General features: G+C 37.6%; 2 protein-coding genes. Both read right to left on the bottom strand.

All coding sequences use genetic code 11. From position 1 onward, the window contains the following. Window positions 1–13,157 (bottom strand): DUF4347 domain-containing protein (locus AACW45_RS03085; RefSeq protein WP_190631056.1); only part of this gene is annotated, 13,157 nt, incomplete at its 3' end. Between the two features lie 301 nt (window positions 13,158–13,458). Continuing rightward, window positions 13,459–19,719, bottom strand: coding sequence for a DUF4347 domain-containing protein (locus AACW45_RS03090; RefSeq protein WP_190631058.1), 6,261 nt, complete (start codon window positions 19,717–19,719; stop codon window positions 13,459–13,461). Window positions 19,720–20,213: the final 494 nt, after the last annotated feature.

A 20,213-nucleotide genomic window follows, 5' to 3' on the forward strand; every position in this document is an offset into this window, starting at 1 on the left:
ATATAAATGTTGTCATTACCATCAGCAGTATTTAGGTTAGTTTCACCGTTGTGGGTGCTTTCTACAGTGACGTTATCTGCACCATCACCTGTTTGCAGATTGAGTTTTTCAAAGCTACCGTAGTTAATTTTCCCACCCATTCCCAAGCCGCGAATTTCGTTGTCTGTGACAATGGCGATATTATCTTTGCTATCTCCAGAATCATCTAGATTCAAGATATCCCCGCCTATCCCACCACTGATGGTTAAAGTATTGGCGATATTATCCAATAATTGTTGAGAACTGCTGACGGTAATATTATCATCTCCTTGAGCAGACCTAACTGTGGTATTACCGTAAATACTTTCGATATAAATGTTGTCATTACCATCAGCAGTATTCAGGTTAGTTTCACCGTTGTGGGTGCTTTCTACAGTGACGTTATCTGCACCATCACCTGTTTGCAGATTGAGTTTTTCAAAGCTACCGTAGTTAATTTTGCCACCCATTCCCAAGCCGCGAATTTCGTTGTCTGTGACAATGGCGATATTATCTTTGCTATCTCCAGAATCATCTACATTTAAGATATCTTTACCTATCCCACCACTGATGGTTAGGGTAGCATCAATGTTATCTAGAAGTCCGCCAATAGTTGGATATTTACTACCAACATTAATGACATCATCGCCTGATTTTGAGCCGAGATAAGTTTTACTGTCTATTCTCCGCACATTAAAGATATCAGCATCTTTTTCGGTGTAAAGTTCTGTGCTTTGAGAATAAATCGCACCGAAAATATTAACTAAGCTACCGTTATTATCTTGATTGTTGTTATCTGCTTTAATTAATACCTTTTGACCTGACAGGATTGTAGCAGTAGTATTAATTTGGAAGTTATCACCAACTAAGAAAGAGATATTTTTGGCTGCACTAATGTTAGCGTTATCAATTAAGAGCAGGTTTTCATCCAAATTAGAACTTTCATTAACCGTTAGCTTAATATAATCCTTGTCGCTTACAAGTTGTTTGAGGTTGACACCACCAGCAACTTCTGTAAGTTCAATATAACCGCCTGTGACGACATCAAGAGTACCCTTAATATTGCCTGTATTACCATCAATATCGAGTAAACTTTGATAATCTAAGAAAGAAGTATTACCAACAAAATCAGTATTACCTTGAAGATTAGTGCTAGTTGTACCTGCATTAATTATGATGTTGTTTCCGGTAATAATCTTGGTAAATTCGTAAAGTGCAGCAACTGGTGTATTGGTGCTATCAGTAGTTTGATTAATTAGCAAATTAATATCACCTGTAGTCGCAGTCATCTTCGCCACATTAACAGTTACAGGATTGCTATCTAACTGTTTTGCCGTTAAATCGAGGAAAACGGAATTTTTTGCTTCTATTTGTAGATTAATCTTACTAGATGGTACATTATCAGTAATCGGATGATACTCTTGATTCAGTTGAGCAATAATTCTTTGGCTATCTGTACCAATACTACCGTTAAGAGCAGTAAGACTTAAATCACGGGTAATAATTTTATGTCCATCTCTACCAATAATACCACCTGTACTAATTAAATCAGTGCGATCGTGAGGACTATCTATTATACCTTGGAGAACCAAGTTAGAATTACCATTATTTTCAATGGTGACAACAGTGGGGTTAACGGGTAAAGGATCTGCTGGCGGAATATTGGTAGTAGCAATATTTTTATTTTTGACGTTGACTTGATCGTATTTAATCTCAGGTAATCCGACAATATTAATTACTGAGATATCATTGATAACTAAGTCTTTACTAGAATTATTGATAATTTGAACTGTATCGTAAGCAGGATTATTGACTGAATATTTACCGTTGTCAGTAAACTCACCGTTATCAAACATTTTATCTGTACGTTTAGGAATAATAAAGTTTATTCCCCCAACTTTGATGTTTTCCACATCATCAACAATCACTTCTGTAGCAGTGATATTAGCAGTTATATTGTTGCTTTGCTGAATAATATTACCGTTAGGATCAATAACGATTATAGGATTAACATCATGTCGGTTGATGATGACAGTAGAATTAAAATTAATCCAAGGTTTCGGTTTATATTTTTCGTCTTCTTCTTCATCACCAAAGTCCATTGTAATTGTAAATAAGCCTAAATCTAATTCCCAAGCTAAATCGCTATGGGCTTTAGTGGTTTTATTGAAGCTTTCAAAATCACTTTCAATGTTGAGAATAGTTGCTTCAATGGTGGAGTCAACCTCTGTTTGAATCTTAGCAACTAGAGGCATAATGTTAGTAGCATCAGAATCGGTATCACCACCTAAACCATCACAATCTGCTTCAGCGATCGCCCGACTCACTACATTTTTATACTCAGCATTGAGGTTGACTTCATCACCCTTGAGATAAGCGCCTGTAGCGATATTAACGACGGCATCAGATCCAGTAAGATTTACCTTAGCATGGGCATCAATATTACCAATTAAACCAGCACCTTCAGATTCAGCGCGAGATTCAACTTTAAAAGTATCAACAATAGCTGTAACGTTTAAATGACGACCTTCTAGACGAACATTAGCATTAACATTAGTAGTATTACTACCATCAAATTTGATACTACTATCTGCATCTGCATCCGCATAGATACCAGCACCATCGGCTGCTGCTTTAACATTAGTATCAGTATTGCTAGATGAACCTACTAACAGCGTATCGTTAGAAATAAGTTCAGCATTATCTTTAATGTTAGTTGTCGTATTGTGAGTAATATTAGCATGGGCTTCAGAATCAGCAAAGGTAATAGCCGATCCGGCACCACCGTAACTCTTAATAGTGAGATTTTGATCTGATTGGCTAGTTACCTGAATATTACCATCAGCTTTAATCTTGACAGAAGTACCAATATAGGTGTTATGAGTTTTGTCGATCGTGACATTAATTTCTGAAGCACCATCAGCGATCGCGCCACCGATACTTGCATCTGTACCACCTGTCAGTGATACACTAGCTAAACCTGTGACTGCAACATTACCCTTTGCTGTAATCGAAGTGCGATCGCCTACATAGGTATTCATCGTTGGGGTAATATTCAGGGTTGCTTTTGTACCTGTACCACCAAATAAAGCACTTGCGGAAGCTTGAGCATAAACGGAAAACTGATTATCCCCTTGACTGGGTACAGTAGCAACCGCACCAGTAGAGAAGGAATGTTTATCTCCGGTGGCAGTGCTATTATCTAAATCAAAATGGAGGTTATGTTGTCCACTAGAAGCACTGGTTAAGTCAATAGCGCTATCTTTACTAAAGAGGTGATTTGTACCAGTTCCCGTTAACCCAGTTGTAGCAAGGGTTAAAGCGACTCCTGCTTTAGTTGCACTTAGTTGGAAACTATTCGCAGTCGCACCAACTACATAATAGGGTTTTCCAGTTTCTAAACCGGTAACATTAAGTGCGGTAATACTGTGGAAACTACCTTTAGCCGCGCTGGTAAGATTGATAGCAGTACCATTCTTAGTAGCTGAGAGTTTAAAGTGATTGTCATCTACTTTAATGACAAAATATTTTTGTCCACTGGTTAAACCACCTATGGCTGTGCCTGTGGTACTGTAAACAATCTCTTCACCATTATCAAAACCGTGTTTAGCTGAATTAAAGGTATCACTACTCGTAAGATCAGCCTCTAGGTTGAAAATACTATCCTTACCTTGAGCATCCTTAGGAATAGTATTAACGATCGCCACCTGTGCCGATCGAGTTTGATAGGTGACTAGATCGCCATTACTAAAACCATGACTATTAATCGTAATTTGATTAGCAGCAATATTTGCCAGGGTTGCACCTTGAGTAACGGAAGGATCAGGCCAAGCAGGTACTAATTTAATCGTCTTGCTATCTAGGACTTTAACATAATAACTATTGCCTGATGTTAAACCACCAATAGCTGCACCACCTACTGCTTCGTAAACAACTTTTTGTCCATTGGTAAAAGCATGATTACCACTAAATGTGATTTTATTGGCTGAGATATCAATTTTAGATGCGTCAAACTCACTACCTAATTTGAGAGTTTGATTATCCACTTTAATCACTTGATAACTCGAACCACTGGTTAAACCATTGATATCAGTACCACCACCATTGAGATAAACTACTGTCTCACCTGTTTGGAAACCGTGATCCTTACCAAAATTAATTGTATCTGAGCCATTATTAACCGTATTAGCAGGATTAAAAGCATTATCCCCAGAACTTAAGGGTTTGCCTAGTAAACTTTTAACGGTGACATTATTAGCATTGAGGTTAACATCTGCACCAATGTATGTATCTATATTCGGTTTCGCATTAACTTTAGCCAGAGAAACACCTACAGCGAATGCACTAATGCTGACACCTTTAGCTTCTGCATCACCATCAACGGTAGCATCAGAAATCACTTGAACATCATTGTTAACTTGAATCTTGCTACTATCACCAATATAAGCTTTAACGGTTGGTGAAATATTTGCTTGTGGTACTGAACCATTACCAGAAACAATACCACCACTAGCTGCTTGCGCGATCGCCGATACAACTTCCTTAGCGGTAGCATTAACAGTTAAGTTATTCGTATTTTGAATCTTGACATTATTACCGAGATAAGCTTGAGTTGTACCAGTTTCTTCCGTATTAGCAATCACTACTCCCCCAGCAACAGCACCAGCAGAAGCACCCCAACCTTCTGTTTGCGAATTAGAAGATGAACCAGCCAGCACATTTAGATTATTAGCTTGGTTAATAGTTGTCCCTGCACCAATGTAAGCATTAGTATTATTGTGGGAAGTGAGATAAGCAACTGCTGCACCTAAACCAACTAAACCAGCAGTACCTGCGATCGCCTGGACTTTGTTTTGATCGATTAAACCATTTGCTTGAACACCAATATTACCACCTGCACTTAAAACCGCAATAGCGTCAACGTAAGCTGAGGTATTATGAGTGACATTAGCAATACCTACAGAACCACCTGCACCCAAGAAACCACCATAAGCTACAGCACCAGCAATCACACCCAGTTTAGTTGTTTCATCGCTATAAACATAAATATTGCCACCTGCATTAATTGTGCCACCGATGAAAGCAGTTGTTCCTTGAATACCAGTCGGGGTAGTAGACAGGACATTAGTAATATCTTTCTTGGTATTAATATTACTATTACCTGAACTATCTTTACCCATGCCGTCCATTTCCACTAAACGAGCATCTACTATAGATTTAGTATTATTTGCGGCTTTATTGGCATCACTTGACATTCCCGCGCTCACATTAACAATAGAAATTGCACCGGATATTCCTAGTCCAACACCACCAGCAGCAGCTACAACTATGGAGTTAACATTTTTCTTGGTTCTGGCTTCTACTTCTAGATCTTTGAGGGTGTTGACTGTGGCTTTATTAATATAGGCAAAAGTACCATTTTTTACAGTTGTGACATCAATGGTAGCACCAACTCCAGCACCGCCAAAAGCACCTGCACCTGCCTTAATATCAACATTACTATCATTAGCAGCCTTAACTAAAACGCTTTGTTGACTATTTGCACCCGTGTTATTTTTGTTAATGTTACCGTCATTAATATAAGCTTGGGTAGTATCACTAAAGGAATTAACGGCAATACTTCCGGCTAAACCGAGTACACCTGCGGATACAGTCCCAATTGTGGTATTTAGATTTTCTTTGCTGGTAGCAATTACAGCTAAACCGGACATTACCTGAGTATTACCACTACCATCAGCTAAAGGTACAGTCAAACTATTATTACCCAAGGACTTAACATTAGCAGCAATAAGATAAGCTTGGGTACTGTTGTTGAGGTTATTAACAACTACGGTTGCACCCACACCAGCGAAACCGCCACTGATCGCACCACCACCAGTTGTCATGCTATTAATGGAATTAGCCAAAACACCAACACTACCACTAGCTGTGACATTACCACCTTGAATATAGGCAGAAGTGGTATTAGTCATTTCATTGACAGCAACCGAACCAGCTAACCCAACATATAGTCCAAAAGAACCACCTACAGCAACTGTTTCAATTGTGCCTTGGTTATTTGCATTGATGAGAACATTACCAACAGTATTAATGGTTGCATCTTGGCTATAGGCTTTAACGGTATTACCAATATTGTTATAAGCTACGGCTGCTCCAACGCTACCACCTAAACTAGCACTGAGTTGTCCAGCTAGGGATTTAATTTTACTGTTATCTTGAGCAGAAATTTCTAGACTATTACCAGAAAGACTACCGTTGATGGCATAAGCCGTAATGGTATCAGTAATGTTATTAACTGAAACTGAACCAGTTAAAGCCACCTGTCCAGAAACAGAAGCACCAGCCGATAAACTTTCAATTGTGTTAGTTCCTGTGGCTGCAACTTTAATTGCTCCCCCTGTAGAAACATTACTGTTGGCAATATAAGCAGAGGTTAAACCACTAGAATTATTGATAGCTACAGCAGCGCCAATAGCTGCTGTTCCTGCGCCACTAATTTGACCGGCTAAAGACCGAATAGTGGCATTATTGGTAGCTAAAATATTGATATTTTGTTGAGTTTGAATGGTGGAATTATTACCGATATAAGCTAGAACTTTTGTACTAATATGATTAACTGTAACAGAACCACCAACAGCAAAAGTTCCTGCTCCTGCGCCTCCTGCGGTGATATTCTCAACTTTGGGGGAAATATCGGCTTGAATTGTCAAACCGTTATTCACGGAGGTTACTTGAGAACCAGTGATATAGGCGTTTACCGCATTACTGATATAATTAGTGGAAACCGAAGCACCTACGCCAGCAGTTCCCCCGACTGCGACTTGACCAGCAATAGATGAGATTTTTGAGTCATCATTGGCTTTAATACTAATTAATTGAGCAGCATTAACCTGGCTATTATTGGCAATATAGGCTTTAGTAGCGGTATCAATATTATTAATCGACACTGAACCACCAACAGCAAAAGTTCCTGCTCCGGCACCGCCTACGGACGCTGATGCAATATCACCTGTTGAGGTAGCACTTAAACTAATTTGATTATTAGTGGCAGTGACATTACTGTTATTAATGTAAGCAGAAATACCATTATCTAAATCGTTGACGGCTAAGGAAATGCCGACTGCGCCTGTACCTGCTCCAGCTACGTTACCAGCTAGAGATTGAATTTTTGAGTCATTATTGGCAGATAAACTTATACCTGTGCCTGTAACATTTGCACCATTGGCGATGTAAGCTTTAGTAGCACCACCAATAATGTTAATAGAAAAAGAGCCAGACACCGCCGCCGAGCCTGCTGTCACTGCACCACTAGCAGATAGAGATTTAATCGTAGCAGCAGCATCAGCAGTCAACCCAACGTTGCTTGTAGCTTTAACTGTACTGCGATCAATATATGCCTGAGCTTCATTACTAATATAATTGACCGCAACCGAAGCGGCGATCGCGGCTGAACCTGTAGATAAACCCACTGCACCAGCTAAAGATTCAATCGTCGAGTTATCTTTACCTGTAAGATTAACCTTGGCAGCCTGAATATTAGAGTTAGCTTCTATACTAGCTTTACTGATGTTTTTAATGGTGTTGACAGCAATAGAACCGCCGAGAGCAAAGGTTTTACCTCCGGCAGCACCTATGCTAATAGTGGAAATTTCGGAACTGGTTTGTGCTTTTAAAGACAGGTCATTTTGAGAGGTAATGGTAGAACCAGTAATATAAGCGCGATTGCCATTACTAATTTGATTAATACTAATACCTGCGCCAACTCCACCATTACCTAAAGATATGCCTACAGCACCTGCGAGAGCTTCTATATCATCACTAGCGATCGCCGTTACTTCTACTTTACCGTTGGCTGTCACGGTAGAATCAGCAATATAAGCTGCTAAAGAGCCATCAATGATATTAACGGATACCGAGCCAGCTAAACCTAAATCTTTACCACCTGCAAGTCCTAAAGATATAGTTTGAATGGTGCGATTAGAGTTAGTAGCAATTGTTAAGCTACTATTAGTCGCTAGGTTTGAACCTGTAATATAAGCGCTAGTACTGTCATTAATGCCGTTATAGGCAATAGCCGCACCAAAACCCATACCTTTAGATGCACCTACCGCACCAGATAAAGATTGAATTTTGGCATGATTATTAGCTTTGAGATTAATTACGCTGAGTGCTTGCTGACTATTAATATTACTGATAGATGCAGTAGTCTCACCATTAATGATATTGACAGAAACAGTGCCTGCGCCGCCTAAATTACCACTAGAAGCACCAATCGCCCCACTTAAAGCCTGAATTTCAGTGTTATTTTCAGCACTGATATCAAGTTTGCCAGTGTAATTGAGGCTAGAATTTTTTAGAGTCGCTTTGGTATCGTTGTTAATAATATTTACGCCAATTGCCGCACCGACTCCAGCCCTACCACCAAAAGCTACAGCACCTGCGATCGCAAAAATATCTGACTCATCCTTAGCTTTAATTAACAAATCGGTGAGTAAAACTAATACACCCCCATCAATGTAGCTTTCGGTGGTATTAGTAATATTGTTTACTGACACTGAACCCGCGATCGCAATTCCTTTTGAGCCTAAAGCACCTGAACCTCCCGCCGAAATTGAGAAAATATCACCAGTGCGAGTTGCTTCCAAACTCAGGGAATTAGCCGACAAGGAAAGTTGCTTACCTGTGGTCGTGTTTTTTCCGGCAATATAGGCTTTAGTATCGCCAGAAATCAGATTGACTGCTACAGAACCAGCAATTCCTGTAGAAGAAGCATTTGGTTTATTGACAAAGGAAGCCGAACCAGAAATTGTATATAAATCAGTATCATTATTGGCTGTAATCGAGATATTACCCAGAGTTTTTATTTGTCCACTATCATTAACGTAAGCTAAGACCTTATCGTTAACCAAATGAATTGATACATCTCCAGAAATACCAATCCCTGACTTACCTTGTTTTCCCTGATCATTAGCCACATTCTCACCGCCCCCAGTACCTTTTGGTGCAGCTTCTGGGGTTTCGGGGCGTTTTTCAATCCCGTCTGTGGGGCTACCTGTTTCCGTTGATTTTTTGATCAGGTTAATATCAATCGGGTCATCAACCTCTGCACTAGGATCTGAAGCAGACATTCCGGGGGTAGCATCGGGAGTCGGGCCCGGACTAGGCTTTTGTGGAGTGGGTTGTGTAATTACCGCAGCAGCTAAAGACAGGGTATAAATATTCCCTTCTGATAAAGCCTTGACATTAATATCACCATTAACATCAATATTGGTATTACTACCAGGAGCTAAATCGCTACTATTACCAATTAAAGCCTGTACTTCTCGACCAATATTATGCACACCAACAGACATACCAATGCCAGTGTTATTACCTCTAATTATGCCACCGACAAAATTCCAGTGATCTGTATCGTCTTGAGCAATAATATCTAGCCCACCACCAGTCACAATTGCCCCACTACCTAATTGAGCAATAGTACGGTTATATTGCAGATTTACTACTACTGTTCCCGCAATCCCAAATTCTTCGGCTGCACCACCGGAGATTGCCATTACTGTACTGAAAACATCCGTATTGGCTTTGAGGCTAAATTTTTGATTAGAGCCTGTGTGAATTTTTGCCCCATCTTTGACAATTGCTTCGGTGGTATTATCTGCTAATAAGAAAAAGACTGAACCGCCAACGCCTTTTCCGCCTATAGATTTGGTTAAACTGAGGGGATCGCCAGTGATATTGATTAAGGTAATATCTGTTTTGGCTTGAATATTTACAGCTTGATTTAGGTGACGATATGCCTGGTTTTGGTTAATTTCTACCCCAGAGCCAACTATCGTTTGATTAGTATTATTAAAACTTAAAACATTAATTGAACCAGAAAATCCTTTTTGTTCGGCTTGAGAAGCACTTTTTGTCCAGGAACTCCAGGGTTTAGCTTTATGGGGATATTGGACGCTGATTGTAGAATCAATACTGTCTAATACGTTTTCTTTGCGAGTAATGAAATTATCCCACCATTGTGATAATTCTGATGCACTGCTAGCAACACTAATATCTGTTAAATCTGCATTTTCCCAAGCGAAAGGATAAACTATTTCTGATTGAATGTTTAAATTTCTACTAGCATCCAGTTTAGCACCATCTGCTATTTCGGTTTTCACATCACTATCATAAAAACCTGCACTAACAGCAGCACTAATGGCAGTTTCTTTAGACGGGCCTTCTACTCCTGCAGAAGCTTTTTGTAAGTCAGTAATTGCTTCAATTTGAGTAATAGATTGATGGAAACTATTAACTTCTAAATCTTGTTGAGATGCTAATTTTGCCGTTGCACCAATTTTAGTAGTTACATCATGATTAGCAATAGTTACTGCTAAAGAACCTGCCAATCCCCATTTTGAACTTTCACCTGTGCTATTACTATCTGTTCCAGGAAAAGCTTTTTGACTGAGTTTTTGAGTTGTTGTTGGTTTTTGTACTTTATCGCCTGCTTTAACTTTGCCATCTAAATCTTTTTGATTTTGGGCAGCTTGAGCTTCACTGGTATTTTTTAATTTATCACCTATAGTGGTTCTTACTCCTGAAGAGATAGCAGAACTATCAAAGTTAATTATTTTATTAAGGGCTGTATTGTTAAAAATACCTGAATCAGCTTGGACAATATCTCTACTTTCTAAATAAGATTTTACCCCTATTCCTATAGTTCCCAAACCTTTTAAAGCATGGAGATGATGTCCTGTTCCTGTTTTATCATCTTTGTCAATAGCTATAGCCTGTTTAGCTAATGCTTTCGCTCTAGATTCTGCTAATCTAATTTGATTAGGACTATCAACAATTACATAGTAAACTTGTTTATGAATTAAGCCACCGATGGAATCATTGCCACCAATTTTACCATCGGCATCTCCATTTTTATAAACTACTGCATCTCCACTTTTAAAGTTGTGAGGTGCGATTAATTCAATTTTGCTAGTAACATTATTAATCAGATTATTATCATCTAAATTTACAATAATATCTTCTGTAGCACCGCCAGCGTTAATTGTGCCATTTACTTCGGTTCTAATATCAGATGCAGAAATTTCTAAGCCTAATGCTATACCTGCTGTTCCATCTTGATAAACATAAGCTTTTCCTGCTGATTTATTGTAATTTTCACCTATGGCTAAAACGTTGGCATTACCGCCAGCAGTAATTATTGCACCTTGAGCAACATTGGCGTAGGAGTTAGCTTCTGAGTAAGAAATACCAAATGCTAGTGCTTTATTATCTTTACTTGTAGGTTTAATTCCTAAGTTTTGGCTAGTGCGACTATCTACACTTGAATTAGTAAAAGCATCAGATAAAATGCTAACATTTTTATTAGCATTAATAATTACATTTCCACCGATAGTAGTTTCAGCTTTCGTAATACCAATACCTAACCCAAAACTAAATTTTTTCAAAAATGAATCATTAGAAAGGCCAAGATCCGATTCAGAATCTCCTCCTACTACGGCAATATCAATATCTGCATTAGCATAGGATTCTAAATTTATATTGCCGCTACCAATAATTTGGGAGTTATCACCAATATTGATAATGGATTCGGCTTTTTTGACTTTGAGCATTACAGGGATACCGACAATCAAATCTACTAAAGTTCTCAGCCCTGATGCTGTAAATTCCTGAACTAAATTTGCCTGTTCAGTTGTGCCACCTGTATCGGTAGTAAAATTAATATTTTTAGCTTTAAAAATTGTGGTTTTTCCCACAATAATCCGGGAATCATCAAAACTACCAAATAAACCTAAATCAGTTAAAAATGCCGACGGATCGCTGCTAGGAATCCAGAATTTAGTCGCTTCAATATTAATATCTCCGGCTTGATAACTACCACTAGAGACATCTGCTAATAATTGCGCATTATCTTTAATATAAATTTCTTTACCTTTTAGGGTAATATTCCCTGAATTACCGTTAGTTTGACGAGTCGAAAAGACTACACCTTCATTTAAATATATCTCTCTAATATCAATATCAATTTGACCACCAAAGGTAGAAGCATTACCCGTAAAGGTGACAGCATCATCATAGCGATCGCCTTTAATTTCTAAATCAAATTTATGGGGAGTAGTTAAACCACTCAAGTCAATGTTAATGCGATCGCCATCTAAGGGATCTTTATCTGTAGTAATTTTAAATTTGTTAATGGAGTTAATATCAACTGTGACGGTATTATTATCAACTTGTGTTATACCACTACCATTTATTTTAATTTGTTCTTCAGTATCTTTAATTACAAGTTGATTGCTACCGTTAACAGAAACATAAACATTTTCAACGTCATAAGTACCTTCCTGTAAAACTAACTCACCATTAGTCAAGGAAATATCACCTAAAACATGACGATAATTAATATCATGAAAACTCCTTGTTTCTATATTGCTAGTTTGATATTCTAACTGCCAATCACCCCCTAAATTATTGTTACCTGTTAAATTGGTAGAAGCAGCAATATCAGCACTTGTTAATTGACTTAACTGCTGGACAAAGTTTTGCCCTTGAATACCTTCAGCGACATGACAACCATATAATAAAAAATCACCTGTAGGAATTAAAGATTGTCCCCAAATACTAAAATCATTACTATAATTATTTAAGTTGCCTAAATTTAAAATAGTATTACCTAACTGTACTCCACCCGCAAAACCGTGACTAAATAAATGTACGGCATCAAGGTTTTGATAATTGCCTAAAACTTGACTTATTTGTTGAATTTCATTACGATTGCTATCTAATATAAATACCTGAGATTGCTCAGATAAACCCGTAATTAAACTTTGATAATTATCTAATTTGCTATCAACAAAAGCTATCTCTTTGACTCCAGGATTCAATAAACTATCTGGATAGCTAGTGGTTTCTAATCCAGTGATAATCTGCTTATTGCTGTCAGGATATAAAACCGAATTTTGAGCCAAGTTATAATCAAATAACGACGCTTTGATATCCCATTTTGGTGCTAATTCTATATTTAGGTAAGGAATGGATTGGCTAAGGGGCTGATTGAGGTCTAAACCATAAGAATTAAGATTATGATTCAAATCGCTAACGGGAACAAAAGGAGTTGATTCATTAGGAAAATTATCGTTAAACATCTTATTCTTATTTACCTTTATAGAATAGAAAATTGAGTATTATTAATGGTTGGTATTCGCATTCTTTTTGATTAATGGAAGTAGTCATACCAATTCAAAATTTAAAATTAAGATATCCATATTTTGCCAGGGTGTCAGAATTGGGATTGGTTTCATGATATTAGTAAATTTGTATAAGCAGATTAAGCAAGAAAATTGACCATAAACCGACCCTAACCTAGCAAAATTAAAAATTAATAATCAGTGAAAAGTAATCAGTAATTTTTACTTTTTACTTTTCACTAATCTGTTGGTATAACTCCTAAACGACTTGGACTTGGGTAATAGAGAGAATCATGTCGTTGTAGTCAAAATCGCCACCGCCAATTATGTCCTCAAAGCCAAACATCCCATTACCTAAACTGCGTACATGATCGACGCGATCGCTGTTTATACTCATATACGATGTCAAGACACGGCTAAAATCGTTACCAATGTCTGATAAAGTGCCATTAGCAACCATGAACGGCAAATAGTACGCACCGCCATTCAGGGTCACAGAAGCCTCAGTATTAGTGAAATTACCAGTTTGAAATTGAACACCTTGAACTAAGCGATCGCTAGTTGCTAATTGTAAATAACGCTTTTGCTGTTCAGCACTAAGTTGAGATGTTGGGTCAATTAACATACCAGTAAGTGTGTCTTTAATTGAGCCTTGAGTATCATCAACACGGTAGAAATAAACGGAGTTGTTATTTGTGGCTTCTCGCTGCAGGGAGAATTTTAAAGTAACTTGCTGATGATCAAATGCAGCAGAGGAATTGAGGTCGATTAATTCGCTAGCCCTATTCACTATAAACTGACTTGAATCGACTGCAAGTATTCCTAATTGGGCTTTTACTTGCTCTGGAGTGAGAATTTTAGCATTGATATCAAATAACCCAGCTAAGGAGAAGTTAGCAGTTTGTCCGCTTGCATCACCACTAGCTTGAAAAATTGTGGTTCCGCCATTCAGGCTGGAAAGAGAAAACTGCACGGGTTTAGAATTTAAACCATTGAACAGCAATTCATCCTTTGTACCGCCTTGAATGACAAAGAAAACTGCTTGTTCCCCTTGTTCAAAGGCGACAGTGCAATTTTGAGCGCTAAAGTTGGGATTGCGTTTATCTTTCAAAGAGCTAAACAGAGTCTCTCCCCGTTGAATAATCACTTGTTTAGCTTCATCAAGGGAATTGACAACTTTACCATTTACCTCAACAATTTGCCCATCATTCCCAAAACGGACACGCGCCATCCCAATTTCAGAAGCATTGTCCCCCCGGAAGCGGTTGAGGGTGAACTGAACGTGGCTGCGGTTTCCATAGAAGTTTAACCCATCTTGGCTCGAACGAACTTCTAAGCGACTTGTGCTTAAATTCCAGTTTACTGCTACTAAAGACTGAGAAATTGTCCCGTTAGCTGCATCGTCTAAATCCCCCCATTCTCCATCTTGTAAAGATATTACTGCCCAGTCTGCTTTACCGTTAAGGTTACGATCCTGAAGTATCACACCAGTAAGCAGTTCCTCATCGATTTTACCGAACAGTGGGTTCAACTTTCGTCGGAAGTCAACTAAAGTACCATCAGCTCGACGCAATAAAATTGTACTAACAGCAGTATCTGTTTCACTATCAGGTAACTTAACTTCTATACGGATTGGTTTTTGTTTCAGCTTGTCAGCAATTTGTTTTTGTAATGCGACATCTATGAATTCTGGTTCTGGTTTTACCTCAAAATTAAGCACATCGAGGATTGGTGCTATACCCTTTAATGCAGATTTTTTCAGATCCTTACTATCAAAAGCAGCAAGGGGATCGTTAATAGTTTCCTTGAGGTTTTCAGTTTCAACATGATGAATGACTAAACCCGGATTTTTGCTCTCACCGCTTAATTCTTTTTGATCTTCATCCTTAATCGCAATAATAATCGGTTGAGTTGTGTGATTAATACCGAATAAGGCAACAACATCAGCGTTATTACCTGCCCTGTCACTTAAACTTTGTATAAGAACATTAGTAGGAAATAATTGCTTGAGGTCTTTTGCTACTTTAATTTCAGTGGGATTATTAATACCATCAGCATCTGGATCGGGAATGACAGTGATGTTAATGGTATCCGTATCAATTTGAGTAACCTTGCCAAAGTTACTTAGGTCATCAGTAGTAAATGTCAGGGTTTCAGCACCGTGAAAATCTTTGTTACCAAGATAGAACATCCCTTGCAGAGCTTGGTTTACATTTGCTACTTTACCTGTGAAAGTCATCGTTGCATCTGCAACACCATCTCCAGTACCAAAGGTTAATCCATCCTGTTTACCTAAAGTTAAAGTACCGTTGTTAACTGCAAGGGTGACTTTGACTTCTCCTGTACCTTCATCAACATCAACATCACTCAAACTCAGGACATTAGCATTTTTGTTGTTGAAGAATAATTTTTCGTCTTCATCTACCTCTTGGGCTTGGGGTACGCTATTGATAGGCGCATCATTGACAGGTTTAACTTTAATAGCGATGCTATCTGTATCTTGTAGTGCTTTTCCTTTACCTGAATTACCTAAATCATTGGTGGTAATGGTAAGAGTATCATCACCGTTATAGTTGACATTAGCTAAATAATTTAATCCTTCTAACCCTTTGTTAATATCTGCGACTGTACCTTTGAAGCTAATTGTATTAGTACCATTACCTGTAAGCTCTAATAAATTAGCAGTTGAGCCTAGAGTCAGTTTACCTTTGGTAACAGTAAGAGTAACAAGTTGCCGATCGATAAAAGGTTGGATGTTTATGTCTGGAAGAACATCAACATCCTTAATACTAATTGCATTACCATTGATGCTATTAAAGATGAGATTTTCATCTTCGTTAACTTCTACTGTTGTGGGTAAGTTGTTGACAGGTATGTCATTAACTGCATTAACTGTAATTGGGACTTCAGCAGTTGCAAATTTTTCACCCAAAACAGAACCATTATTTAAGTCATTAATCTCTATCTTGAGAGTATCATCACCGTTGTAATTGTCATTACCTAAATAACGCAGACCATTCAAAGCGATGTTAATATCTGCTACCTTACCCTTAACAATTACAGTAGCAGTTTGATTTTTTTCAACTATTAAATTAGTGGTTGTACTTAGAGTTAGTTTACCCCGATTAACTGAAAGGGTTACTTGTACCTCATCAACAGGTTGAAAATTTAATTCATTATCAACATCAATATCAGAAATACTGATGAGATTATTGTTTGATACATTAAAGACTAATTCTGTATCTTCATCAATAGTTTGACGAGTAGGTACATTTGCATTAACAGGAGGATCGTTGATTGGGTTGACTTTAATAGCAACGGTATCAACCTTTTCTTTGATACCACCAGAACCAGAATGACCTAAATCATTAGTAGTAATGGTCAGGGTATCTAAGCCATTGTAATTGACAATACCTTGATAACTTAAATTATCTAAAGCATTGTTAATATCTGCAACTGCACCCGTGATAGTTACGGTGGCAGTTTCATTTTTTTCAACTGCTAAGTTATTGGGAATTGAACCTAATTTGAGAGTACCTTTACTAACCTGAAGAGTGACTTTTACTTGATTAATAAATGGTTGGTTGTTGATATTAGGCTCAAAGTCAACATCACTAATACTAATCCTATTATTGTTAGCAGCATTAAAGATTAATTTGGTATCTTCATCAACTGCTTGTTGAGCGTTAGGAAAAGTATTTACTGGTGTATCATTGACTGCATTAACAGTAATGGCGACTGTATCAACATCTTGCAATGGGGTGCTTTTACCAGTATTACCAAGGTCATTGGTAGTAATAGTTAGGATGTCATTACCGTTAAAATCTTGACTACCCTGATAAATTACACCTGCTGCTAAAACGGCATTAATTGCATCTAATGTACCTGTAAAGCTAATTGCTGCATTGCCATTATTATTACCATTAGCAAAGGTAATGCCAGCTGTACTCTGGAGCTTGAGTAAACCTTTAGTAACAGCCAGGGTAACTTGTAAATTACTGCTACCTTTTTCATTAACATCAACATCTTTAATACTCAGACCTGTGATGTTAATTTCTGTGTCTTCATTAACAACTTGAGAATTAGGAACAGTATTTACAGGTGCATCGTTGACTGGCGTAACACTTATTTGTATGGTATCGTTACCATCAATTAAATTACCACCAATACCTTGATTAATACCTGTGTCATCCGTTTGGATGTTCAGGGAAGCACTACCCAAATTATCATTAAAGTCAGGATTAGGTGTAAAGGTCAGACTATTTAAGGCGCTATTGATATCTGCAATACTACCTGTTAATTGCAGAGTGCCGTCTGTACCGTTATCATCAGAAAAGGTTAACCCCGTAGTATTGCCATTGAATTTGAGAGTGCCATTGTTAGCCGTTAGCTTCAGTTGTACAGAAACATTACCAGCATCAGGATCACTCAGGAAGATTTGATTGTTGCTAAAGGTGAAGGGAGTATCTTCGTCAATAGTTATCGGTTGGGGAATACTATTAACCGGTGAGTCATTTTCAGCCGTAACCTTAATTTCTGTAGTAACTGCGGTGCTGGTTTTGGGTGTGGGGTCGTTCGGGCTACCATTATCATTGACTGTAACAGTAATGGTGCGACTAGCCTTGGGTATATCAGAAGTAGTCTGATAGGTGAGGCTGGCAATGAGAGCTTTTACTGCTGCTAAAGTAGCATTAGTGTTAATAAAATTAACTACTAAATCCTTACCATTGCTACCATTCTTTGTGCCATCAATCGTACCAATATCTGTGCCGTTATACTTAACAGTATTACCACTAAGGCTGATATTAGCATTACTGCCAATAGCAAGTTTGTCTGTAACTTCTGAAGTACCATTATAAGCAACTGTCAGATTCCCACCATTAAACTGAGAAGAATCATCATCAGTAAGGGTAATGGTGCTGTTTTTATAGATAGTATCCGCAGCTTGGTTGAGAGTATTTTCTAATAAGGTAACTTGAGATGCTAACCCAGATAGTTGGGGAGTATCGTTAATATTACTAAAGCTAATACCAGAATTGATATTTACAGACTTAGAAGAAGTTGAATTGTAACCATCAGTAACTACAACATCAAAGGATGGAGGATTTTCACCACGGTTATGAATAAATGTAACTTTGCCGTTATTAATATCGTTCTGAGTAAATTCAGTTACAGAACTACCATTGAGCCGAAACTCTCCATACTGAAGATTAGCGATCTGAAATTTGATGTTAGCTGGCGTGCTAGTATTATCAACATCTTGAGCCAGAAAGTTATCTTGGGTGAGTGTGATGATTTTTTCCGTTTCAGGAAGTGTGGAGTCGTTTTCCTTCAACGTAATTTTGCTGTTAACTAACTTAGGTTCAGTTACAAATCGAATGGATGTCACACCAGCTAAAGTTCTGGGATTACCAGGACTTACTTCACCTTCAAATAAATACTTAAGGGCGACTTGATCGTTTTTGTTAATTCCAATGGTAGCTGATGCGCCATTGTTTAGTTCATCATTGCCGAAGTCTACATCTTTATAAACGAATTCGATGTTGTTGCTGTTTTTATAAAGTATAACTTGAAAAGTAGCATTTTCATCGTTATCGGAATGTTTAACGTTATTCCATTGGACTATGAAGCGGTTATTCTCTTGTTTATAAAAAACTTCTGTTGCCTCAAAATTATCCCAATATGGGAAAATACTATAAGTTTGTTTATTATTAGGAATATTTCCATTTTGACTATTGACAGTATTTGTGGAAACAAATGTTATGTACCCATTGTCTAAGACAGTAATTTTGTCAAAAATTTGGTCATAGAATGTGAATTGAAAGCCCAGAGAAATATCTTTTTCTTGCCAATCTGATTCGGCTTTGCCAATGTTAGTACTAGAACCAGTGATATCAGTGAAAGCAACTGTACCTTTATTACCTTCCTGGGAATCATAAAATGTGTAATTCCCATCAGTTCCAGTTGCCAAAACACCGCTATAAGTTTCTAACACCTGGGGTTGAAATGCTAAAGATAACGAGTCTTGGACTTTACCAGTAGAAGCATCTAAGTTCCAACTGCCACCTCTATGAGAATTACCTACAAGAGTTTTAGAAGCATAGACGGTAGCTTGAGTTAGTTGGTGCAACTTTTCTAGAAACTCACTTCCTGCATCTCCTGCGGCTACATTACAACCGTAGAGAACAAGTGCAGGGGTTATGCCATCAGATACGAAATTAAACCAGGTTTGCAGTTCCCCAGCATAATTTTTAAGGGTATTAATACTTAATTTATTATTGCCTAAATAAAGGGTTCCAGGGTCACCGTGAGAAACTATATGAATACTGTCTACATTGTTGTATCGAGATATAACTTCAGTAATTTGCTTTATTCCATCTTCTTGTTGATGTATAATAAAGGGTTTTACACCTGATTTAATACCACGAATCAAACTGTGGAAAGATGCAACTTTAGTATCAATAAATACTAAGGTATTATTGTTGAGATTAGCAGATTTTTGTTGAGATGAATAAATCATTGAAGTGTAGTTATTTAGAGATTTTTACTAGTTAATTAATGGCAAAATTATTGCTTTCCGAAAAATAGAAAACACTTGTAAATATATTTAACGAAATAATTAGCCCGCTTTTGTCAATTTGGGATCATTAAATCGCTCAAACAGTTACGGGGCTAAAATTTACACTTTTTGCCTATAAATTTTAGTTCTTGTGAGAAAATAAAGCCTCAAACCTTGATTTAATCAAAGTTTCAAAATTTGAGTTCGATGATTATCTTCTGACAGTGATAAAACAGGGTTAGGTAGAAACGCAACCCAAATAACTCTTTTGCGTTGCATATTTGCAGAATACATTTAGAGTTTTAGACAAAGCTGAAAGTAGATTTTTTGCGCCTTTGCATTTACCGCAAGCGGTTCTGCTTTAACGGTATGCGTGAAACAAAAATCATGTTATCAATCAGCAATACCAACTCTTTGTATTAACTAGGGATATTTATGCCAATTCTATACCAACA

The sequence above is a fragment of the Calothrix sp. FACHB-168 genome, from assembly GCF_963889195.1.
Lineage (GTDB): Bacteria > Cyanobacteriota > Cyanobacteriia > Cyanobacteriales > Nostocaceae > Aulosira > Aulosira anomala_A.